General features: G+C 66.0%; 17 protein-coding genes. 10 read left to right on the top strand and 7 right to left on the bottom strand.

Going from position 1 to position 19,098, the window contains the following annotated elements:
• Positions 1–31 precede the first annotated feature (31 nt).
• A complete protein-coding gene (gene panC, locus M2335_RS03585) occupies positions 32–874 on the bottom strand; it encodes a pantoate--beta-alanine ligase (protein WP_264593812.1) in 843 nt (280 codons plus the stop codon).
• Positions 875–984: 110 nt separating this feature from the next.
• Between panC and M2335_RS03580 the strand changes: the two genes are divergently transcribed.
• From M2335_RS03580 to M2335_RS03555, 6 genes are all read left to right on the top strand, one after another.
• Positions 985–1,785 carry a division plane positioning ATPase MipZ gene (locus M2335_RS03580; protein ID WP_181558565.1) on the top strand — a complete coding sequence of 267 codons (801 nt, stop codon included), beginning with the start codon at positions 985–987 and terminating at the stop codon, positions 1,783–1,785.
• A gap of 3 nt (positions 1,786–1,788) precedes the next feature.
• Positions 1,789–2,217, top strand: coding sequence for a molecular chaperone DnaJ (locus tag M2335_RS03575; protein ID WP_264593811.1), 429 nt, complete (start codon positions 1,789–1,791; stop codon positions 2,215–2,217).
• 42 nt (positions 2,218–2,259) lie between these two features.
• The gene (gene pgmG / locus M2335_RS03570; protein ID WP_264593810.1) at positions 2,260–3,642 is read left to right on the top strand and encodes a phosphoglucomutase/phosphomannomutase PgmG; all 1,383 of its coding nucleotides are present in this window, start codon (positions 2,260–2,262) and stop codon (positions 3,640–3,642) included.
• A gap of 278 nt (positions 3,643–3,920) precedes the next feature.
• The gene (locus M2335_RS03565) at positions 3,921–4,124 is read left to right on the top strand and encodes a hypothetical protein (RefSeq protein ID WP_264585803.1); all 204 of its coding nucleotides are present in this window, start codon (positions 3,921–3,923) and stop codon (positions 4,122–4,124) included.
• Between the two features lie 49 nt (positions 4,125–4,173).
• Positions 4,174–6,597, top strand: coding sequence for a ligase-associated DNA damage response DEXH box helicase (locus tag M2335_RS03560; protein WP_264593809.1), 2,424 nt, complete (start codon positions 4,174–4,176; stop codon positions 6,595–6,597).
• A 78-nt stretch (positions 6,598–6,675) separates the two neighbouring features.
• Positions 6,676–7,734, top strand: coding sequence for a retroviral-like aspartic protease family protein (locus M2335_RS03555; protein ID WP_264593808.1), 1,059 nt, complete (start codon positions 6,676–6,678; stop codon positions 7,732–7,734).
• On the opposite strand, the gene M2335_RS03550 is transcribed toward M2335_RS03555, so the two are convergent.
• Complete coding sequence (locus M2335_RS03550; protein ID WP_264593807.1) at positions 7,690–8,538, bottom strand: rhodanese-related sulfurtransferase; 849 nt, start codon at positions 8,536–8,538, stop codon at positions 7,690–7,692. The genes M2335_RS03555 and M2335_RS03550 overlap by 45 nt on opposite strands.
• 118 nt (positions 8,539–8,656) lie before the next feature.
• Between M2335_RS03550 and pdeM the strand changes: the two genes are divergently transcribed.
• Positions 8,657–9,382 carry a ligase-associated DNA damage response endonuclease PdeM gene (gene pdeM, locus M2335_RS03545; RefSeq protein ID WP_413715149.1) on the top strand — a complete coding sequence of 242 codons (726 nt, stop codon included), beginning with the start codon at positions 8,657–8,659 and terminating at the stop codon, positions 9,380–9,382.
• Between the two features lie 138 nt (positions 9,383–9,520).
• Positions 9,521–12,397, top strand: coding sequence for a TonB-dependent receptor (locus M2335_RS03540; RefSeq protein ID WP_264593806.1), 2,877 nt, complete (start codon positions 9,521–9,523; stop codon positions 12,395–12,397).
• An 80-nt stretch (positions 12,398–12,477) separates the two neighbouring features.
• Here the strand turns inward: M2335_RS03540 and M2335_RS03535 are convergent, their stop codons facing one another.
• From M2335_RS03535 to M2335_RS03525, 3 genes are read right to left on the bottom strand one after another with little or no spacing between them, the layout of a single operon-like run.
• Positions 12,478–13,191 carry a M48 family metallopeptidase gene (locus M2335_RS03535; RefSeq protein ID WP_264593805.1) on the bottom strand — a complete coding sequence of 238 codons (714 nt, stop codon included), beginning with the start codon at positions 13,189–13,191 and terminating at the stop codon, positions 12,478–12,480.
• Positions 13,172–13,597, bottom strand: a complete 426-nt coding sequence (locus M2335_RS03530) for a YcgN family cysteine cluster protein (RefSeq protein ID WP_264579843.1) — start codon at positions 13,595–13,597, stop codon at positions 13,172–13,174. Before M2335_RS03530 ends, M2335_RS03535 begins: the two co-directional genes overlap by 20 nt.
• Entirely contained in the window at positions 13,594–14,241 is a 648-nt protein-coding gene (locus tag M2335_RS03525) for an SCO family protein (RefSeq protein ID WP_413716061.1), read from the bottom strand. Before M2335_RS03525 ends, M2335_RS03530 begins: the two co-directional genes overlap by 4 nt.
• Before the next feature lie 111 nt (positions 14,242–14,352).
• Here M2335_RS03525 and M2335_RS03520 point away from each other — a divergent pair, with 111 nt between their 5' ends.
• Complete coding sequence (locus M2335_RS03520) at positions 14,353–14,955, top strand: ankyrin repeat domain-containing protein (RefSeq protein WP_264593804.1); 603 nt, start codon at positions 14,353–14,355, stop codon at positions 14,953–14,955.
• Between the two features lie 315 nt (positions 14,956–15,270).
• A complete protein-coding gene (locus tag M2335_RS03515; protein ID WP_264593803.1) occupies positions 15,271–15,945 on the top strand; it encodes a tyrosine-type recombinase/integrase in 675 nt (224 codons plus the stop codon).
• 92 nt (positions 15,946–16,037) lie between these two features.
• Here the strand turns inward: M2335_RS03515 and M2335_RS03510 are convergent, their stop codons facing one another.
• A complete protein-coding gene (locus tag M2335_RS03510) occupies positions 16,038–16,598 on the bottom strand; it encodes a helix-turn-helix domain-containing protein (RefSeq protein ID WP_264593802.1) in 561 nt (186 codons plus the stop codon).
• 66 nt (positions 16,599–16,664) lie between these two features.
• Positions 16,665–19,094: a tetratricopeptide repeat protein gene (locus M2335_RS03505; protein WP_264593801.1), complete on the bottom strand. Its 2,430-nt coding sequence runs from the start codon at positions 19,092–19,094 to the stop codon at positions 16,665–16,667.
• Between the last annotated feature and the right edge of the window lie 4 nt (positions 19,095–19,098).

Genomic DNA, 19,098 nt, shown 5'->3' with positions numbered 1-19,098 from the left:
TGTTAGCGCCTGGATTTGCTCGGGCATGTCTTCAGGGGTGGATGGGGATATTGTCGATCAGACGCGTGCTGCCGATCCGCGCCGCCACCAGCAGGCGCGCGGGCCGGTCCAGCCGGGTCATCGGCTCCAGCGTGTCAGCATCGCTAAGCAGGAAATAATCGACCGAATCGAAGCCCGAATCGAGCAGATAGCGGATCGCCCAGGCCTGCACGGCGGCGACATCCTCACCGGCGCTGATGCCCTCCCCTGCCCCGACCAGCGTCTCCGGCAAGGCGGCCGCACGCGCGCGCTGGTCGGCAGTGAGATAGGCGTTGCGGGACGAGAGGGCGAGGCCGTCATGGTCGCGCTGCGTCTCGACGCCGACGATCTCGACCCCCAGATCGAGGTCGCGCGTCATCCGCCGGATGATGGCAAGCTGCTGATAATCCTTCTCGCCAAAACAGGCGATGTCCGGCCGGACCTGATTGAAGAGCTTGGTGACGACCGTCGCCACGCCCTCGAAATGGCCGGGTCGCCATTCGCCATCCAGCCGGGCGGAGAGGCCATCGACATTCACATGGCTGGTGAAGCCGGCGGGATACATGGTCGCGACGTCCGGCAGCCACAGGGCGGCAACGCCCGCCTGCGCCAGCATCGCGGCATCGCTCTTCTCGCGGCGGGGATAGGCCGACAGATCTTCATTGGGGCCGAACTGGGTGGGATTGACGAAGATCGACGCGACGACATGGCTTGCCCGGCGCCGCGCTTCCGCGATCAGCGCCATGTGCCCGGCGTGCAGTGCCCCCATGGTGGGGACGAAGGCAATGCGGCCCGCATCCGCCCGCAGCGAGGCGAGACCGGTTCTGAGCGAGGGAAGGTCACGGAAGATTTGCACGCGGCACGAGGCTCCGATAAGGCCGGCGGAGAAGGTCGGGGCTGGCTTCGCTTGTCCTGACCGGACGGTCAAGAGGCCGTAACCACCCAGGAAGAGTTTCGACCCAGCCCATGTCCAGCGCCGCGCCGCATCTCATCGTCTTTGCCAATGAAAAGGGTGGCACAGGCAAATCCACCACCTGCGTCCACACCGCCGTCGCGCTGGCTGCGCAGGACGTGTCCGTGGCCCTGATCGACCTCGATCACCGGCAGCGCACCTCTGCTCGCTACCTTGAGAATCGCGAGGCGACCGCGCGCCGCCGTGAGGTGGACCTGCCCTCCCCCAGCTACGCCGTCTATGATGGCGACAGCACGGCGGGCCTCAACGAGGCGATCGCCAAGGCCGCCAGCCAGGCGCAGGTCGTCATCATCGACACGCCCGGCCGCGATGATCCGATGGCGCGTTATGCCGCGGCGGCGGCGAACACGCTCGTCACGCCGATGAACGACAGCTTTGTCGATTTCGACCTCATCGGGCAGGTCGATCCTGAGAATTTCAAGGTCAAGCGGCTGAGCTTCTACTCGGAACTGATGTGGGAAACCCGCAAGACCCGCGCGAAGGCCGACGGCGCCTCGATCGACTGGGTGGTGCTGCGCAACCGCCTGCATCACATGGAAGCGCGCAACCAGAAGCGCGTCGGCGATGCGCTCTCGGAACTCGCCCGCCGCGTGGGCTTCCGCGTCATTCCCGGCCTGTCCGAACGCGTGATCTTCCGCGAACTGTTCCCCTCGGGCCTGACGTTGCTCGATCGCGGCCATCTCGGTGAGCTGGGCGTCAGCCATCTGGCGGCACGGCAGGAACTGCGCGAGATGATCGCCGGCCTTGCGCTGCCGATGCTCGGCGGGGCTCCCCAGAAAAAGAGCGCCGCCTGAGGCATGCTGCTGCTCGCTGTCGCACTGGGCGGGCTGGGCTTCTGGTTCTGGTACCGCCTCCGCAAGAGCGGGCGCAAGGTGCCGGCGGCCTGGCTGGGCGTCGCCGGCACGCTGATCGGCACAATCATGATGACCAAGGGCATGGCGGTGACAGGCGCGCTGGTTGCGACCGTCTCCGGCCTGTGGCTGCGCTTTGGGGACAGTCTGGCAGGCGGGCGCGCGCCCTCTCCCGCTCCGCTGACTGCGCGCGATCTCAGCCGCGCGGAAGCGGCCGACCTGCTTGGCGTGTCGATGAATGCCAGCCGCGACGAGATCATCGCCGCGCATCGCAAGCTCATCGCCAGAAATCATCCGGACGCCGGCGGATCGCCCGGCCTCGCCGCGCGGATCAATGCTGCGCGTGATACGTTGCTAAAATCGCAAGAAACATAAGCTAGTCGGTTCGCTTTCCTTCGACCTTCTCCGGGACTTTTCATGACGCATCAATTCCATCCGACCACGCTGCGCGAATATGACATTCGCGGCATCATCGACGAAACGCTGGGCGAGGCGGATGCCTATGCCATCGGCCGGGGCTTCGGCACGCGTGTCGCGCGGCTCGGCGGACGGGCCGTCGCGGTCGGCTATGACGGGCGCCTCTCCTCGCCGATGCTGGAAGAAGCGCTGGTGCGCGGCCTCAATGACAGCGGCATTCACGCGGTCCGCATCGGTCTCGGCCCGACGCCGATGCTCTATTATGCCGAGGCCGTGCTGGATGTGGACGGTGGCATCCAGATCACCGGCAGCCACAACCCGGCCAATTACAATGGCTTCAAGATGGTGCTCCAGAAAGGCCCCTTCTTCGGCAAGGACATCCAGAGCCTCGGCACGATGGCGGCTTCCGGCGACTGGGTCGAGGGCAGCGCCGGCAGCGAGCAGGTCGACATTCTCGACCGCTATGTCGCCCGGCTGATGGAGGGCTTCGACGGCCAAGCCTACAAGATTGGCTGGGATGCCGGCAACGGCGCCGCCGGCCCCGTGCTCGACCGGCTGGTGAAGCTGCTGCCCGGCGAGCACCACACGCTGTTCACCGATGTCGACGGACATTTCCCGAATCACCATCCCGACCCCACCGAGGAGAAGAACCTCGTTGACCTGCGCGCGCTGGTCGCGGAGAAGGGCCTCGATTTCGGCCTCGCCTTCGATGGCGATGGCGACCGGATCGGCGCCATCGATGGCGAAGGGCGCATCATCTGGGGCGACCAGCTTCTTGCCATCCTCGCCGAGCCGGTGCTCGCCGCTGAACCGGGCGCCACGATCATCGCCGATGTGAAGGCCAGCCAGGCGCTGTTCGACCGGGTGGCGGAACTGGGCGGCAAGCCGCTGATGTGGAAAACCGGCCACAGCCTCGTCAAATCCAAGATGAAGGAGACGGGCAGCCCGCTGGCGGGCGAGATGAGCGGGCACATCTTCTTCAAGCACGAATATTATGGCTTCGACGACGCCCTCTACGCGGCCGTTCGCCTGATTCGTGCGGCCAGCACGCTGGGGCGCAGTGTCACGCAGTTGCGCGGTGCCATGCCGGCCATGGTCAACACACCGGAGCTCCGTTTCCAGGTCGATGAGAGCCGCAAATTCGCCGTGATCGAGGAAGTGCTGCGCCGACTCGCCGAATCCGGCGCGACGATCGACGCAACGGACGGCGCCCGCGTCACCACGCCGGACGGCTGGTGGCTGCTGCGTGCATCCAACACACAGGACGTTCTGGTCGCCCGCGCCGAGGCGCGCGATGCTGATGCACTGGACCGCCTGCTGGCGCAAGTCGATGAACAGCTTGCACTTTCTGGTCTGGAGCGTGGTCCTGCCGCTGGGCATTAACGTCAACCAAATGCGTAGACTGAAGAGATCGATTGCAAATTGTGCAATCAACACTCTTCATTTCGCAATTGCAGGAAATTCGTATGTAACGCATACAGTTCCTGCCTTTCAGGCATCCTCTCCTAAAACTTCCAGGCCGTCCTTCGGGGCGGCCTTTTTTTTTGGCTTACCGCCCGCCATCCGTCACCCAGCGAGGCGCGCCGAACCCGCTGCGCGGCCAGACGCGAAACTCAGGCGACGTCCATGCGTTTGATGGGTTTGGAAAATAGGAGAGAAACATGGGCAGCCTCTGGAGCCTCATGACCGTTGTCGGGCCAGTCCTGTTTGCCGCGGTGCTGGTCTACGCAATCTGGCGCAACAAGCGCGACACCAAGCCGGGCGACGAAGCGCGGAGCGACCGCGCCGCGAAAGACCTGCGCGACAGTCTCGACCGCGAAGACAAGCGCCGGGATCGTAAGGAGCCCTATTCCACCCGGGCTTGAGTAAGCATGGCGGGGCATCCACATTGAAGGCATGGCCCCGCGCGCGCACATGACCCCATCCCTGCCGCCCCTCATCACCGGATGGTTCGACCGGCGGGGTTGGTCCGTCCGTCGCCATCAAGAGGCGATGCTGGAGGCAGCGCAGGCGGGGCGCCATGCTCTGCTCGTCGCGCCCACAGGAGCCGGCAAAACGCTCGCCGGCTTCCTGCCCACGCTGGCCGACCTCGCGGAGGCGCCGACAGAAGGCCTGCACAGCCTCTATATCTCCCCGCTCAAGGCGCTGGCCGTGGATGTGCAGCGTAATTTGCTCACCCCCGTCAGTGAGATGGGCCTGCCCATCCGCATCGAGACGCGCAGTGGCGATACGCCGTCCGATCGCAAGGCCCGGCAGCGGGCCAAGCCGCCCCACATCCTGCTCACGACGCCCGAATCGCTCTCCCTGCTGCTGACCTATCCCGATGCGGACCTGATCTTCGCGTCCCTTAAAACCGTCATCATCGATGAGATCCATGCCTTCGCGAGCGGCAAGCGCGGCGATCTGCTCGCCCTGTCCCTCGCCCGCCTGCAGAGCATCGCCCCCGAACTTCGCCGCGTCGGCCTGTCGGCAACCGTGGGCGACCCCGATGCCTATCGCCGGTGGCTGGCGCCGGCCGGCGCGCAGGAAGAAGTAGCGCTGGTCGAAGGCGAGCCGGGCGCCGCGCCGGACCTCACTATTCTCATGCCGCAGGACCGCGTGCCCTGGTCCGGCCACAGCGGCAAATATGCGGCGGGGCAGGTGATCGACATCATCCGCCAGCACCGCATGACGCTGGTGTTCTGCAACACACGCGGTCTCGCCGAACTCATCTTTCAGGAATTGTGGGCGGAGAATGAGGATACGCTGCCCATCGGCATACACCATGGCAGCCTCTCCCGCGAGGCCCGCCGCAAGGTGGAGGCCGCAATGGCGGCCGGCAAGCTGCGCGGCCTTGTCGCCACCGCCAGTCTCGATCTGGGCATCGACTGGGGCGACATCGACTGTGTGATCCAGATGGGCGCGCCGAAGGGCAGCTCGCGCCTGCTCCAGCGCATCGGTCGCGCCAATCACCGGATGGATGAGCCGAGCAAGGCGATCGTCATCCCCGGCAACCGCTTCGAATATCTCGAAGCGCAGGCCGCTTGGGACGCCGTGATGAGCGGTGAGCGCGATGCCGACGATTTTCGCCCCGGCGCGCGCGATGTACTGGCGCAGCACATCATGGGGCTAGCCTGCGCCGGCCCGCTCGATCCTGCCGCGTTACTTGCCGAAATCCGCACCGCCACGCCTTATGACTGGCTGGACGCGGCCCAGCTTGAGGACATTCTCCAGTTCGTCTCCACCGGTGGCTATGCGCTGCGTGCCTATGACCGGTTCCAGCGCCTTGTCCGCACGCCCGAAGGCCTCTGGCGCATTGCCCATCCCCGCCTTGCCCAGCAGCATCGGCTGAACGCCGGCATCATCGTCGACCAGCCGGCGCTCGATGTGCGCTTCAGCAACGGCCGCAAGCTCGGGACGGTGGAGGAGAGTTTTGCCGCGACGCTCAGCCCGGGCGATCGCTTCTTCTTTTCCGGCCTCTCACTGGAGCTGGTCCGCCAGACCGAGGCCGAGCTGTTCGTCAAGGCGACATCCCAGCAGGCCCGCATTCCAAGCTGGGGCGGCACGCGCATGGCAATGTCGACGCATCTGGCCGGCCGCGTGCGCGCTTTCCTGGCCGACCCGACGCAATGGAACCGCTTCCCGCCCGATGTTCATGAATGGCTGGCGATGCAGGCGGTCCGCTCCGTCCTGCCGCAGCCCGAGCAGTTGCTGGTCGAGACCTTCCCGCATGAGGGGCTGCACCACATGGTGGTCTACAGTTTCGAGGGGTGGAACGCGCACCAGTCACTGGGCATGCTGCTCACCCGCCGCATGGAAGAGCGTGGCCTCAAGCCCGTCGGCTTCGTCTCCAACGATTATGCGCTGGCCGTCTATGGCCTGCAGCCCGTTACCGACCCCCGCCCGCTGTTTTCCGCCGACATTCTCGACCGCGAGTTCATCGCCTGGGTCGAGGAAAGCAGCCTGCTCAAGCGCGCCTTTCGCGACGTGGCGGTGATCTCCGGCCTCATCGAACGCCAGCAACCCGGCGCGCGCAAGACCGGACGGCAGGTGAGCTTCTCGACCGACCTCATCTATGACGTGCTGCGCCGCTATGAGCCGGAGCATCTGCTCCTCAAGGCCGCCTGGGCCGATGCCCGCGCGCGCATGACTGACGTGGGGCGCCTTGGTGAGCTGATCGACCGGGCCAGCGCCACCATGCTGCACAAGCCGCTCGACCGGGTGAGCCCGCTGGCCGTGCCGGTGCTGATCATGATCGGGCGCGAGCATGTGGCCGGCCCGCAGACCGACGACAGCCTGCTCGCGGAGGCCGAATCGCTCGCCCGCATTGCCATGACGCCCGACGCGCCGGCCAGCTAGCATCGCCCGCGCCCGCCTCGATCCTTTTGGCGGGACCGCAAAACCGTGATAAGCTGCCCGTCTTGGGAGACCTTGGGGATGGTTTTCGGCTCGACGCTTCGGCTGACCCTGGCAAAGGCTATAATCACGGCCGCTGCGGCTTTGACCGGGCCGTTCGGCATCGCCAGCCAGATCCCGAGCGCGAGCGACCATTTCGTCATCGCGCCGCGCGGCCCTGAGATACCGGTCGATCCCGGCACCTTCGACCTCAACGAGCCGGTCATGCCCATCGGCGGCGATCCGGGGATGCGGATGACCATGCCGGTGCGGATCGGCGAGCGCGGCCCTTATCCGTTCATGATCGACACCGGCTCCCAGCGCACCATCATCGCCACGGAGCTGGCCACCCGGCTGATGCTGCCCCAGCTCCAGCCGGTCGAGATCATCAGCATGGCCGGGCGCGTCACGGTCTCATCCGTTCAATTGAGCGATCTGCGCTTTGGCGACCATGCGGTCAGTTCGCTTGCCGCGCTCACTATCGCTCGCGCGGACATGGGCAGCCTGGGGATCATCGGGCTGGACAGCCTCGCGGACAAGCGCCTCATCCTCGACTTCAACCAGCGCCGCATGGAAGTCAGCCGCAGCCGCCGCTCATCCGCCGTGCGTGACGAGAAGGACGCCATCGTGGTGCGCGCGCGCAGCCGCTATGGCCAACTGATCCTCATGAACTCGCGGGTGGACGGGCGTAAGGTAGACGTGATCCTCGACACCGGCGCCGAGCAGAGCGTGGGCAATATGGCGCTGTTCCGCAGCCTCAAGGCCAAGCGGCTGGTGGTGCCGCCAACGCCGACCGTGCTGACCAGCGTCACCGGTGTCGATGTGCCGGCCCAGTTCGCCGTCGTGCGCCAACTCACCATCGGCGACGCGACGCTCGACAATGTGCCCATGCTGTTCCTGGATGCCGCGCCCTTTACCGAGCTTGGCCTGGGCGAGCGGCCAGCCATGCTGCTCGGCATGGGGATGCTGCGCCTGTTCGACCGGATCGCGATCGATTTCGGCCAGCGGCATGTCGATTTCCACCTCGCCGGCGGCGATGCCCGGCAACGGGGCAGGCTAGATTTCGCCGATACCGGCGCAGCGGACGCAAGCGGGCGCTGAGCCTCCTTCATCCGCACCTCCGGCAAGCGGTTGCCCGCAGGCGGGGCACAGCGCGGCCGGGACGACCCGCTCGCCATGGGTGATGCCGACGCGATCATCGAACAGGAAGCAGGCGCCGTCCCACAGGCTGGCGGCCTCCTCCACTTCCGCGAGATAGGCAAGGATGCCGCCCTTGAGGTGATAGACCTCCTCGAAACCCTGCGCGCGGGCATAAGCCGTCGACTTCTCGCAGCGTATGCCGCCGGTGCAATACATGGCGATCCGGGGCTTGCGGCCTTCCGCGCGCCACTGCGCCGCCTGCGCATCGAACCAGTCCGGGAAGTCGCCGAAGCTCGCCGTCATGGGATCGACAGCGCCGGCGAACCGCCCCAGCGCCACCTCATAATCATTGCGGGTGTCGATGAGGATCGTGTCCGGATCGCTGATCAGCGCGTTCCACTGCGCCGGCGGCACATGCGTGCCCGCGCCCTGCGCCGCATCGACGCCGGGCCGGCCCATGGTCACGATCTCGGGCTTCACCTTCACTTTCCAGCGCGCGAACGGATGCCGCTCCGTGCTGTGCAGGCGCGGCGCCAGCGGCGCGAAGCCCGGCTCGGCGCGCAGGCGCGCGAACAGGCGCTCCACCGCATCGGCCGACCCCGCGATGGTGCCATTCATGCCCTCCTGCGCGAGGATGATGGAGCCGGAGAGGCCCAGCGTCGCGCCCAACGCGCGCAGGTCGGTCGCGAGCGCCTCCGGGTCGGGCAAGGGCGCGAAGCGGTAGAAGGCGGCGACGGTCAGCAAGGATGCGGGTTCGTGCGACATGGGCGCGCGCCTACACCAGCCGAGCGGGGAGAGCCAGAGCCTGCGGGCCATCGCAAAAGTTCCACTTTTGTTCAACTGCCCGATTGCGCCATGCCCGCTGCGACGGCATAGCAAGGCCATGAGGTCGTCCCCACTCATCGATCAACCCATGCCGCGCGCGGCAGGCTGTGGCCCGGCCTTCAGCTTTGCCGGCCAAAGCTGGCAGGCTTTGCCGCAGGGCGCCTTGTTCTGGCAGGAGCGGGCCGCGCTGATCGTCGCCGATCTTCATTTCGAGAAGGCCAGTGCTTTCGCCCGGCGCGGCCAGATGCTGCCGCCTTATGACAGCCGCGCCACGCTGGATGCGCTGACGGCGGTGATCGCCCTCACCCAGCCGCGGGAGATCTGGTGCCTGGGGGACAGCTTCCACGATGGCGGCGCACACGAGCGGATGAGCGGCGAGACGCGCGCGCGGATCGCGCAGCTGACGGCCACCTATCGCTGGACCTGGATCACCGGCAATCATGATCCCCTCGGCGCCTCGGGCGTTGATTCGCCGCTGGGGGGTGAAAATCGGGCAGAAGCGCTCGTCGATGGCGTCATCTTGCGCCACGAAGCCATGCCGGGAGAGGTGCGACCGGAAATTTCCGGACATTTTCATCCCAAGTTGCGAATGAGCCTGCGCGGGCGGCATATCTCGCGGCGCTGCTTCGTGAAGGGCGGCAGCAAGATCATCGTGCCCGCCTTCGGGGCGTTCACCGGTGGCCTTGACGCAGCGTCACCGGCAATCGCCTCTCTTGTCGGCCGGAACAGCGAAGCGCTTATCGCGTTGGAGGATCGGCTGCTGCGTTTCGCTCTTTGGCGATAAGCGGCCTCCGCCGACTGTAACCCTTATGCAACAAACCGCTAAATCCCGGAAATGAGGGAGTTGCGCCCTATGGCTATTGGCATATGCTCTCGAATAACCGGCACAAATGCCGGACCGGACAAACGTGCAGGAGAGCGAATGATGCCCAAGCCATCCCTCATTGCGTCTGCCAGTGTTGCCGCACTGCTATGCGCCCTTGCGACCCCCGCCTTTGCTCAGGACGCGAGCGATGCGACCGCGCAGAGCGGCGACGAAAGCAATATGGGCGAGATCATCGTCACCGCCACGCGGCGCGCCAGCCCGCTCTCGGATGTGCCGATCGCCGTCTCAGCCGTGACCGCCCAATCGCTGCAGAACAGCGGCGCGAACGACATTCGCCAGCTCAACCAGCTTGCGCCCTCGCTGCTCGTCTCCTCCACCGGATCGGAAGCCAATGGCGCCGCGCGCATCCGTGGTGTCGGCACGGTGGGCGACAATCCGGGTCTGGAAAGCTCCGTCGCGGTGTTCATCGACGGCGTGTATCGCTCCCGCACGGGCGCGGGCTTGACCGATCTCGGCGAGATCGAGCGGGTGGAAGTGCTGCGTGGCCCGCAAGGCACGCTGTTCGGGCGCAATGCCTCGGCCGGTCTGCTCAACATCGTCAGCAAGGCGCCGGAATTCCAGTGGGGCGGCAGCGCGGAAGCCAGCTTCGGCAATTATGAAGCTTGGCGGCTCGCCGGCCGGATCACCGGCCCGCTCAGTGAGACCATCGCCGCCAGCATCGACGGCGTCTATTCGCGGCGTGACGGGTTCCTCAATATCGTAGACGGCTCGGGCGCCAAGATCGGCGACACCAATGACCGCAACCGCTACTTCCTGCGCGGGCAATTGCTCTTCGAGCCCTCGGATGCGCTCTCCGTCCGCCTGATCGGCGACTACACCAACCGCGACGAAAGCTGCTGCGGCGCCGTCTATATCGATACCGGCGAGGAAGTGGGCAGCTCGCCCACTAATTACACGCAGAACGCCACAAACCGCATCGTCACGATCCTGAGCGCGCTCGGCACGCGCTTCCCCAATGGCCCCACGCCCTATGCCCAGAATCCCTATCAGCGGAACATCAGCATCACGCCGGGCCGGGACTATGTGAGCAAGCTGGAGGATTGGGGCCTCTCGGGCGAGATCAATTATGATTTCGGCAATGCCAAGCTGACCAGCATCACTGCCTATCGCGACTACAAGTCATCCGACTATGGCGATTATGATTATTCCACCGCCGACCTGCTCTATCGCGACCCAGGCACCTTCCGGCAGTTCCGCACCTTCACGCAGGAACTGCGCCTGCAGGGTTCGGCCCTGGGCGGCATGCTCGACTGGCTGGTGGGCGGCTATTACGCCAACGAGAAGCTGACGCTGCGCGACAATATCCGCTTCGGCGCTGATTATGGCCGCTTCGCAGCCTGCCGCCTGATGGCCGGCACCGGCGCCGCCAGCAACCTCTCACCCGCCCAGCTCAGCCTGTGCGCCGCGCCGATCGACGGCAACGCGCTCACGCCGGACGTCGGCAACCTGATCAGCGCAACGCAAGCCAGTCTGAATGCCGGCCTCTATGCCTCCATCTACGCCCGGGCGATCGGCCAGGGTGCCTCGCCAACGGTGGCCAATGCGACGGCAACAGCGCAGGCGGGCGCGATTTCGGGTGGCCTCGGCACCGGCCTCACCGCGCTGGCGACCATCCCCAACGGGGCCGGCGATACCGACAGCCGCTATTATCAGCGCAGCGAGAACTGGGCGCTGTTCACCCACAACATCATCCATCTCACCGATGCGCTCGATCTGACCCTGGGCGTGCGCTACACGCGCGAGACCAAGCGCTTCTCGGGCGATCTCAACAATAACAATGCGACCTGTGCCGCCTTGCAGGCCTCCGCCCTGCCGGGCATCGCGACCAATCCGGCGCTCGGCTCGGCCGCGCAACTGGCGGGCGGCATCCTCACGCTCGGCTGCCTGGGCAATGCCAGCACCGGCCTCAACGCGCTCGACCTGCAGGACCGGCAGACCGAGGGCAAATTCTCAGGAACTGCCGTGCTCTCTTACAAGGTCGGCGGCGGCCTGATGGTCTATGGCGGCTATTCGCGCGGCTATAAGGCTGGCGGCTACAATCTGGACCGGTTCGAGTTGGGCAATACCGGGGTCGGCACCGGCATCGCGCCGATTACCTACTTCTCACCGCGCAGCAATGCCGATGCGGCGAGCCTAGCCTTCGGCGCGGAGACGGTCGACGCTTACGAGATCGGCGTCAAATATGCGCGCCGCGAATGGGGCTTCAACCTCGCCGCCTTCCGGCAGGAGTTCAGCAACTTCCAGCTCAACACCTTCAATGGCACCAGCTTCGTCGTCCAGAACATCAATGGCTGCGATGGCGCCAAGGCCGCGAACGGCACCTGTGCCAAGACCAAGCCCGGCCTCATCAGCCAGGGCGTCGAGATCGAGGCCTATGTCCAGCCGGTTCGCTCGCTGCGGGCCACGGCGGGCGTGACCTACACCCGCGCCAAGTTCGCCGACCAGCTCGTCGGCAATGCGGATGGCTCGGTGCCGCTCGACCCCGCGCTGTTCCTGCTCGAAGGGCAGGATAACAGCAACGCGCCGCGCTGGGTGGCGACCAGCAGCATTGCCTGGACACCGGAGCTGGGCGGTGGCTTCAGCGGCCTCGTCTATGTCGATAACCGGATCACCGGCGACTATAACACCGGCTCGGACCTCTATCCCGAGAAGGCGCAGGACGGCTACATCGTCACCAATGCCCGCATCGGCCTGCGCGGTCCGGGACAGGCCTGGGCCATCGAGCTGTGGGCGCAGAATCTGTTCGACAGCGATTACAGCCAGGTCGCCTTCAACAGCCCGCTGCAAAGCTCCAGCCCCAATCACCAGTCGCGCGCGCAACTGGGTCGGTTCGGCGCCATGTCGAACCAGCTCTTCTCGGCCTATCTCGCCGAGCCGCGCACTTATGGCATCACGGTGCGCAGCCGCTTCTGAGCGGGCATAGCCAGGACGACGGAAGGGCGCGGTGCGAGCCGCGCCCTTCGACGTTTTTCACAGATCAAGAACGCGGTCGCTCAGGCGGTATAGCGATGCAGGCTACGCCCTTCAGCGCGCAGCCAGGCGCGGGCCGCATCCGGGCAAACCGGCGAAATCGCCCGCACCAGCGCATGGAATTCCGGTCCATGGTGCATATGCTCCAGATGCGCGACCTCGTGCGCCACGGTGGCCAGCCGCACATGCGGGGGCGCCAGAATCAGCCGCCAACTGTAGCGGATGTTGCCGTCCACCGAGCAACTGCCCCAACGCGCGCGGGGATCGCCGATCGCCACCTGCCGCAACGGCAGGCCGTGCCGCGTGGCGAGTGCCTGCGTTTCGGTCGTTAGTGCCGTTCGCGCCTGCGCCTTGAGCCAGCGCAGCGCTCGTGCGCCGGCCAGATCGGCAGGTCCGCCCACCAGTAGCTCGCCCTGCTCGGCCAGCACATGCCGGGTACGCGCGCCGGTCGCGACGATGCGCAGCGGCGTCCCTTCGAAGGGCACAAGCGCGCCATCGGCCAGCGTCACGAGCCCGCCATTGCGACCCCGCTGCCCCTCGATCCACTCCCCTTGCGCCCGGACCCAGTCCAAGGCGCGCGGCAGGGACGCACGCGGGGGAATGGTGAGTAGGGCACGGTCGCCCAACTCATCGAACCGCAGCTTCATCCGCCGCGCCCGCCCATGGCGCATCACGACGACAGACAGCGCCGCCCCGTCCGCCAGCGTGAGCCTGTGCTCAGAGCGCGCGGTCGACAATGTGATTTTCCAGATCGCCCGCGATCGTCTCGGAGATCGTCCAGCCGCGAATGCTCTGGCCGGCACGATGCACCGCCTCGCGATCCCCGCAGATCAGATAATGCCAGTCCGGCAGGGGCTCGTCATGGGCACGCAGGCGATAGGCGCAGGTCTGCGGGAGCCATTCGATCTCCTGCAGATTGGCCCGGCTCAGCCGCAGGCAATCAGGCACGAACGCGCGGCGCTGGCGGTAATTGCTGCACTGGGCGGTGTTCCGATCCAGCAGTCGGCAGGCGACATTGGTCGGGTAGATGCGCCCGGTGTCGGCATCCTCCACCTTGTGCAGGCAGCATTTGCCGCAACCATCGCACAGCGCCTCCCACTGCGCGCGGTCAAGCGTTTCGAGAGGCTGCTCCCAGAAGCTCATCGGACATAGTGAACGAGGAAATCGTGCACGCCCTTGGCCACCGTCTCATCCGCGGAAGCCAGTTCCTCGACCGGCACAAGCGCGATGGGCTTGCCATCCGGCCCGAACAGGAACGGCGTGCGGGTGTGGTTGACAAGATAATCCTGCTTGGCGGCCTGATCGCCCTCCTTGCTGGCGACTACCACGAAGTCCGTCTTCACCTTCTCGATCTGCTCGGGCGTGCCCGTGAGGCCGATGAGCCGGGGATGGAAATGCGCGACATAGCCTTTCACCACATCGACGGTGTCACGCTCGGGATCGACGGTGATGAAGATCGGCTGGATCTTGGCCGCAACCTCGGGATGGTCCTTCTCCAGCATCCGGTAGCCGAGCATGATTCGGTTGAGATCGAGCGGACACACATCCGGGCAGAAGGTGTAGCCGAAATAGACGAGGCGATATTTACCCTGGAAATCCGCCCAGCGCACGCTCTTGCCGTTCTGGTCGGTCAGCGTGAAATCGCCACCGATGCGGGCGCCGACGAGGTTGCCCTCGGCAGGAAGCGACTCATTGCCGCCGGCCTGGTTGCCGCCGCTCTGGCCCTGGCAGGCGGCCAGCGCCAAGCCGATGGAAAGCGCGAGGATTTTTTTGCAGGCTTTATTCATGACAGGGCCAGCCATGCCCTGCTATTGGAGCCAAGGCAACTGCTTGAGACGAACGCAAGGCGAAGGGGGTACAGGGTGAAGATCGAACGGCGCAGGGGAATGTTGGTCCGCATGGGCAGCCCACTGGCGCTCGCGCTGGCGCCGCTGATCGTCGCGGTGACGGCACAGCCCGCCATGGCGCAATTCTCCGACAGCTACCGCTTCCTCGAGGCGGTGCGCAAAGGCGATACCGCCAAGATTGCCGAAGTGCTCGAAACCCCCGGCGTCACCCCGATCAACACCAAGGATCGCACCAGCGGCGAGACCGCATTGCTGATCGTGGTCGGCCAGCGCAGCGTAATGATGACCAATTATCTGCTCTCCAAGGGCGCGCGCGCGGACCTGACCGACAATAACGGCCGCACGCCCCTGATGCTCGCGGTTGAACGCCGCTTCGTGGAAGGCGCACAGCTGCTGCTCGCCCACAAGGCCGATCCCAACCAGACCAACAGCAGCGGCGAAACCCCGCTGATCCGCGCGGTGCAGATGCGCGATATGGAGATGGTGCGGCTGCTCGTCACCAACGGTGCCGACCCGCTGCGCCGCGACCGACTCGCCGGCATGTCGGCGCTCGATTACGCAAAGGCCGGCGCGCCGATGAGCGGCCTGATCGATCTGCTCAACAGCGCGGAAAAGCCCAAGGTCAGCGGCGCCGTGCAAGGCCCGCGCCTCTAGGCCACCGCCTGACGCTCACAGGCCAAGCTGCCTGGCCCGGCCCGCATCGCAAGCGGGACCGGATCGACAGGCGGTGGGGATATTACGCCATATCGGATGCTTCACCGCACGGCTTGCGCCCCGCGACCCGGCCGCGCGCATCCTATCCGCCGATCAAGCGCTATTGCATCCATTTCGGATCGGCGGGAGCTTCCGCCCAAGTCCAGATTTGTTACTTGATGGTTAACGGAACGATAATTTGAGCAGCATCCGCATGATCCAAATCATGACGGAACTGTTCCAAATTAGAATGATCATCAACGGGGGACGAAATCGATGAACTGGTCTGTATTCGACGAATATGGCTGTCGAAAATATTTGAACCGATCCGAAATGAGCTGCTTCCTCGATAGTGCAAAGACTGCCCCGCCTTCCGTCCATGCCTTCTGCCGCTTGCTCGCCGAAACCGGGTGCCGCATTTCGGAGGCGCTCTGCCTGACCTTAGGGCGGATCGACCCCGCTGCCTGTGTCGTCATCTTCGAAAGCCTCAAGAAGCGGAAGAGAGGCATTTTCCGCCGCGTGCCGATCTCGTCGGGGCTGGTGCGCCTGCTCACCGATATTGCCGGCAATGATCGCGCCGCCCCCCTTTGGCGCTGGTCCCGCACCACCGCCTGGCGCCACGTCCACGAGCATATGGACCGGACGCATATCAAAGGCCCGCAAGCCTGCCCGCGCGGCCTGCGACATGGCTTTGCCGTCGCCGCGCTCGGGGCGGGCGCGCCGCTTAATCTCGTGCAGTCATGGCTCGGCCACGCCAATATCGAAACCACGAGCATCTATGCGGTAGCGGTCGGCCCCGAGGAGCGCGAGATCGTCGAGCGTATCTGGAGCCGCATCCGCGCCGGCGACCTCGCGCAGCGCCGCGTCCCATCCGCCAACCACCGCAGTGCCGGATCGGTAGCAGCCCGGCGCAATGCCAGCCCTGCCGCAACCGAGCATTATTTCTTCTGATCACCACAATCTTAGCCCCTCCTCGTCAGAGGAGGGGTTGGGGGTGGTGCGGCAACCACCCCGTCATGCACCTTCCGCGCGATGCATCTCCCTCAGGACGGACTCTTGGTCCGCCCCAGGCTCGTCTCCTCAAGGGCGAGGCGGGAGATGACGTCCTTGATCAGCGCCGCACAATCGGCCGGCACGCAATAGCCGCGCCGATAGAAGGAGACGATCGGGTCCGGCATATTCTTGTTGCGAAACGCCTTGCGCAGCTCGGACACGAACACCTTGATCGAGCTTTCTGCAAATCCCAGGCTCGCCCGCAGTTCATGCGGCGCGTGGAACACATCCGGATTGGCCATCAGCCACATGAGCAGGCGCACGGCGCTGGGGCTGCGCAGATTCATATGCGCCTGCAGCATCCGCAGGATTTGCGTGTCGCCCTGCCGCGCGGAACGGCGGGCATCGCCTTCTCCCGTCCGGCTGTCGATCAGGTCGGTCGCAGAGGCGTGCTCCATCTTCTCGATGGCTTCCGCCAGCGCGCGCGACCAGATCAGCCGCGCATAGGCCGATTCCATCGTCCCCAGCCGCCGCACCATCAGCGCGATTCCGGCGGCCGATCGCGGTACGGCGGCCCCTACGCTCTCGAAGTCACTATCGAATATGGTCATAACCCTGCCCCCAGCATGAAGCGCGAGGCCGCTCCATTCGTCTCCCCGGTTTCAACTCTTCGCGGGTCATGCCCCCCCGGCCGCGAAGTCGGTCCACATACGGCGATAAGCGTCTTCCAGCTCGCGCGTGTATCGATCGATGTCGCCGGCCGGCGATGCGGCGAAGCGCGTGCGCAGGCTGCGCTTTTCCTCCAGCAGCGCGGCGCGGTCCGAGGCAAGGCGGACGGCGATCTCCACGAACGCATCCTCGTCCTGCGCCACCCATTCGGGCCGGCCGATGGCGCTCATCAGCCCCGCGCCCATGCGCTGCACGAAGCTCTCGCCCGCCAGCGTGATGACGGGCGTGCCCATCCACAGCGCCTGACAGCTCGTCGTGCCGCCATTATAAGGGAAGCAGTCGAGCGCGATGTCGATGTCGGCATATTCGGCCATCATCTCATCGAGGCTCGATGGCCCCCGGAATTCCAGCCGGTCAGCAGCAACGCCCGCGTCCACGAACAGATCGCCGAAGCGGTTCACCGCCACCGAATCGAGGAAGCTCGGCCCCTTGAGCACCAGCCGCGAGCCGGGCGTGGCGACGATCGCCTTGGCCCACAGGCGAATGGTGTATGGGGTGAGCTTGGAGACATTGTTGAACGACCCGAAGGTGAGCGGGCGCTCCAAATGCGTCTTGCCATAATCGGGGAACGGAAACTCCCGCTCGGGCGCGTAGCAAAACACAAAGCCCGGCACATGCTCCAGCCGCTCGGTGTAGAGATGGGCATGGTCGCTTGGTGAGGTCACCGGATCGCTGATCAGCCAGTCCATATTGGGAATGCCGGTGGTCGAGGGATAGCCCAGGAACATCGCCTGCACCGGCGCCGCACGGCGGGCGAACAGCGGCGCGCGATTGCGGCCGGTGTGGCCAATGAGGTCGATCAGCACATCGATGCCGTCATCCTCGATCATCTGCGCGAGGCGCGTATTGCTGATGCTCGCGGCATCGCGCCAGCGATCGACATGGCCGCGCGCGCGGCGGGTCATGTCGTCGGTCAGCGGGCTGAGCGAATAGACCGTGATCTCGAAGGCCTCGCGATCGTGCCGCGCCAGCACCGGCCGCATGAACAGGCTGACCGGATGCTCGCCATGCATGTCGGCGGTGACATATCCGATGCGCAGGCGACGGCTGCGCTTCCCGGCATCGGCAGCGCCGGCCCCGGTCGAGCGATCGTTGGCAAACGAGGTCGCCGCCCTCGCACCCTCGGCCAGCGGCGCGAACAGGGCCTGATGGAAGTCGCGGGTCTCCTCCGCCGTCATCGTCTCGCTGTAGAGCGCCGCCATCGCCGCCGAGCCACGGAACGGCGATTCCGGGCCTTCTTCCTCGCCCAGCTCGGTATAGATATCGCGCGCGGTGTCGACATCGCCGCGCTTGCCGGCAATCGAGCCGCGCATCGCCCGCAGGTCAGGCGCATCGTCGCCGGCAAGGTCGTCTACCCGGGCGAAGCAGGCCTCGGCCTCCTCGGTGCGCATCCCCTCAATGAGCACCTTGCCGAGGTTGAAATGGCCCCGCCAATTGTCCGGATCCTTCTCGATCCGCGCGCGCAACACCGCGTCGCACCGGTCGTACTGATTGTGCTTCATCAGCGTGCCGGCGAACTTGATCTCGTCCTCTTCCTCCAGCGCCGTCACCTCCAGCTGAGCGAACAGCGGCTCGGCCTGCTCGGTCGCGCCCATCTGCATGAGCGCATCGGCCAGATCGATGCGGGCACTATGGAACGCCGGATCGGCGGTCAGCGCATGACGGAAGGCCTCGACCGCGCGGTGCCATTCGCCCCGCTCTGCCCGGCCCAGCCCCATGCGGTGGTGGATATCGGCATGATCGTCCGGCCCCGCGCAATCCAGCGCCTTGAGCCAGGCCAGCACCGCCTCATCCTCCCGCCCGACCTGTTCGAGCGCGCGGGCAACGCTCAGATGCGCGCCATAGCGCGAGGGCGCCGCCTCGGCCGCCCGGCGATAGAAGTCGAGCGCTTCCTCCAGCGTGCCATGGTGGCGGCAGACATTGCCCGCCTCCAGCCAGGCCGTGAAGTTGTTGGGGTCGCGGCGCAGCACATCGCTGAACAGCCGCCGCGCCTCCTCATACTCGCCCTGCCGCACCGCGCAGCGGGCGAGCTGGATGGTCGCGGGCACGACGGCCGGGCCATCCGCCCGCTCCAGCGCCAGCGCCTGCGCGAAAGCCGCCTGCGCCTTCTCCCACTTGCTCTTGTCGTAGAGCACATTGCCATAGTTGAACCAGACCGCCGCCGGTGCCTCCGGGCTTTCGATCGCCCGGCCATATTGCACCAGCGCCTCATCGTCCCGGCCAAGCTTGCGCAGCACCTGGCCGTGGTTGCCGAGCAACACCGGATCGTCCGGCTGCTCGGCAAGCAGGTCTTCATAAAGCGCGGCCGCCCTGGCCCAGTCGCCACGCGACTGGGCCTTGACCGCCTGCTCCGGATCGGGTCGCTGCCCCTGGAACATGGAT

It is taken from the genome of Sphingobium sp. B12D2B (assembly GCF_025961775.1).
Taxonomy (GTDB): domain Bacteria; phylum Pseudomonadota; class Alphaproteobacteria; order Sphingomonadales; family Sphingomonadaceae; genus Sphingobium.
Note: the sequence above shows the minus strand (reverse complement) of the source record. Positions and strands in the feature narration are given on the sequence as shown.

What these genes read in the sequence shown, in the direction of transcription:
- M2335_RS03580 (WP_181558565.1), top strand. Translation starts at nt 985, where the DNA reads ATGTCCAGCGCCGCGCCGCATCTCATCGTCTTTGCCAATGAAAAGGGT.
- M2335_RS03575 (WP_264593811.1), top strand. Translation starts at nt 1,789, where the DNA reads ATGCTGCTGCTCGCTGTCGCACTGGGCGGGCTGGGCTTCTGGTTCTGG.
- pgmG (WP_264593810.1), top strand. Translation starts at nt 2,260, where the DNA reads ATGACGCATCAATTCCATCCGACCACGCTGCGCGAATATGACATTCGC.
- M2335_RS03565 (WP_264585803.1), top strand. Translation starts at nt 3,921, where the DNA reads ATGGGCAGCCTCTGGAGCCTCATGACCGTTGTCGGGCCAGTCCTGTTT.
- M2335_RS03560 (WP_264593809.1), top strand. Translation starts at nt 4,174, where the DNA reads ATGACCCCATCCCTGCCGCCCCTCATCACCGGATGGTTCGACCGGCGG.
- M2335_RS03555 (WP_264593808.1), top strand. Translation starts at nt 6,676, where the DNA reads ATGGTTTTCGGCTCGACGCTTCGGCTGACCCTGGCAAAGGCTATAATC.
- M2335_RS03550 (WP_264593807.1), bottom strand. Translation starts at nt 8,538, where the DNA reads ATGTCGCACGAACCCGCATCCTTGCTGACCGTCGCCGCCTTCTACCGC.
- pdeM (WP_413715149.1), top strand. Translation starts at nt 8,657, where the DNA reads ATGAGGTCGTCCCCACTCATCGATCAACCCATGCCGCGCGCGGCAGGC.
- M2335_RS03540 (WP_264593806.1), top strand. Translation starts at nt 9,521, where the DNA reads ATGATGCCCAAGCCATCCCTCATTGCGTCTGCCAGTGTTGCCGCACTG.
- M2335_RS03530 (WP_264579843.1), bottom strand. Translation starts at nt 13,597, where the DNA reads ATGAGCTTCTGGGAGCAGCCTCTCGAAACGCTTGACCGCGCGCAGTGG.
- M2335_RS03525 (WP_413716061.1), bottom strand. Translation starts at nt 14,241, where the DNA reads ATGAATAAAGCCTGCAAAAAAATCCTCGCGCTTTCCATCGGCTTGGCG.
- M2335_RS03520 (WP_264593804.1), top strand. Translation starts at nt 14,353, where the DNA reads ATGGGCAGCCCACTGGCGCTCGCGCTGGCGCCGCTGATCGTCGCGGTG.
- M2335_RS03515 (WP_264593803.1), top strand. Translation starts at nt 15,271, where the DNA reads ATGAACTGGTCTGTATTCGACGAATATGGCTGTCGAAAATATTTGAAC.
- M2335_RS03510 (WP_264593802.1), bottom strand. Translation starts at nt 16,598, where the DNA reads ATGACCATATTCGATAGTGACTTCGAGAGCGTAGGGGCCGCCGTACCG.
- M2335_RS03505 (WP_264593801.1), bottom strand. Translation starts at nt 19,094, where the DNA reads ATGTTCCAGGGGCAGCGACCCGATCCGGAGCAGGCGGTCAAGGCCCAG.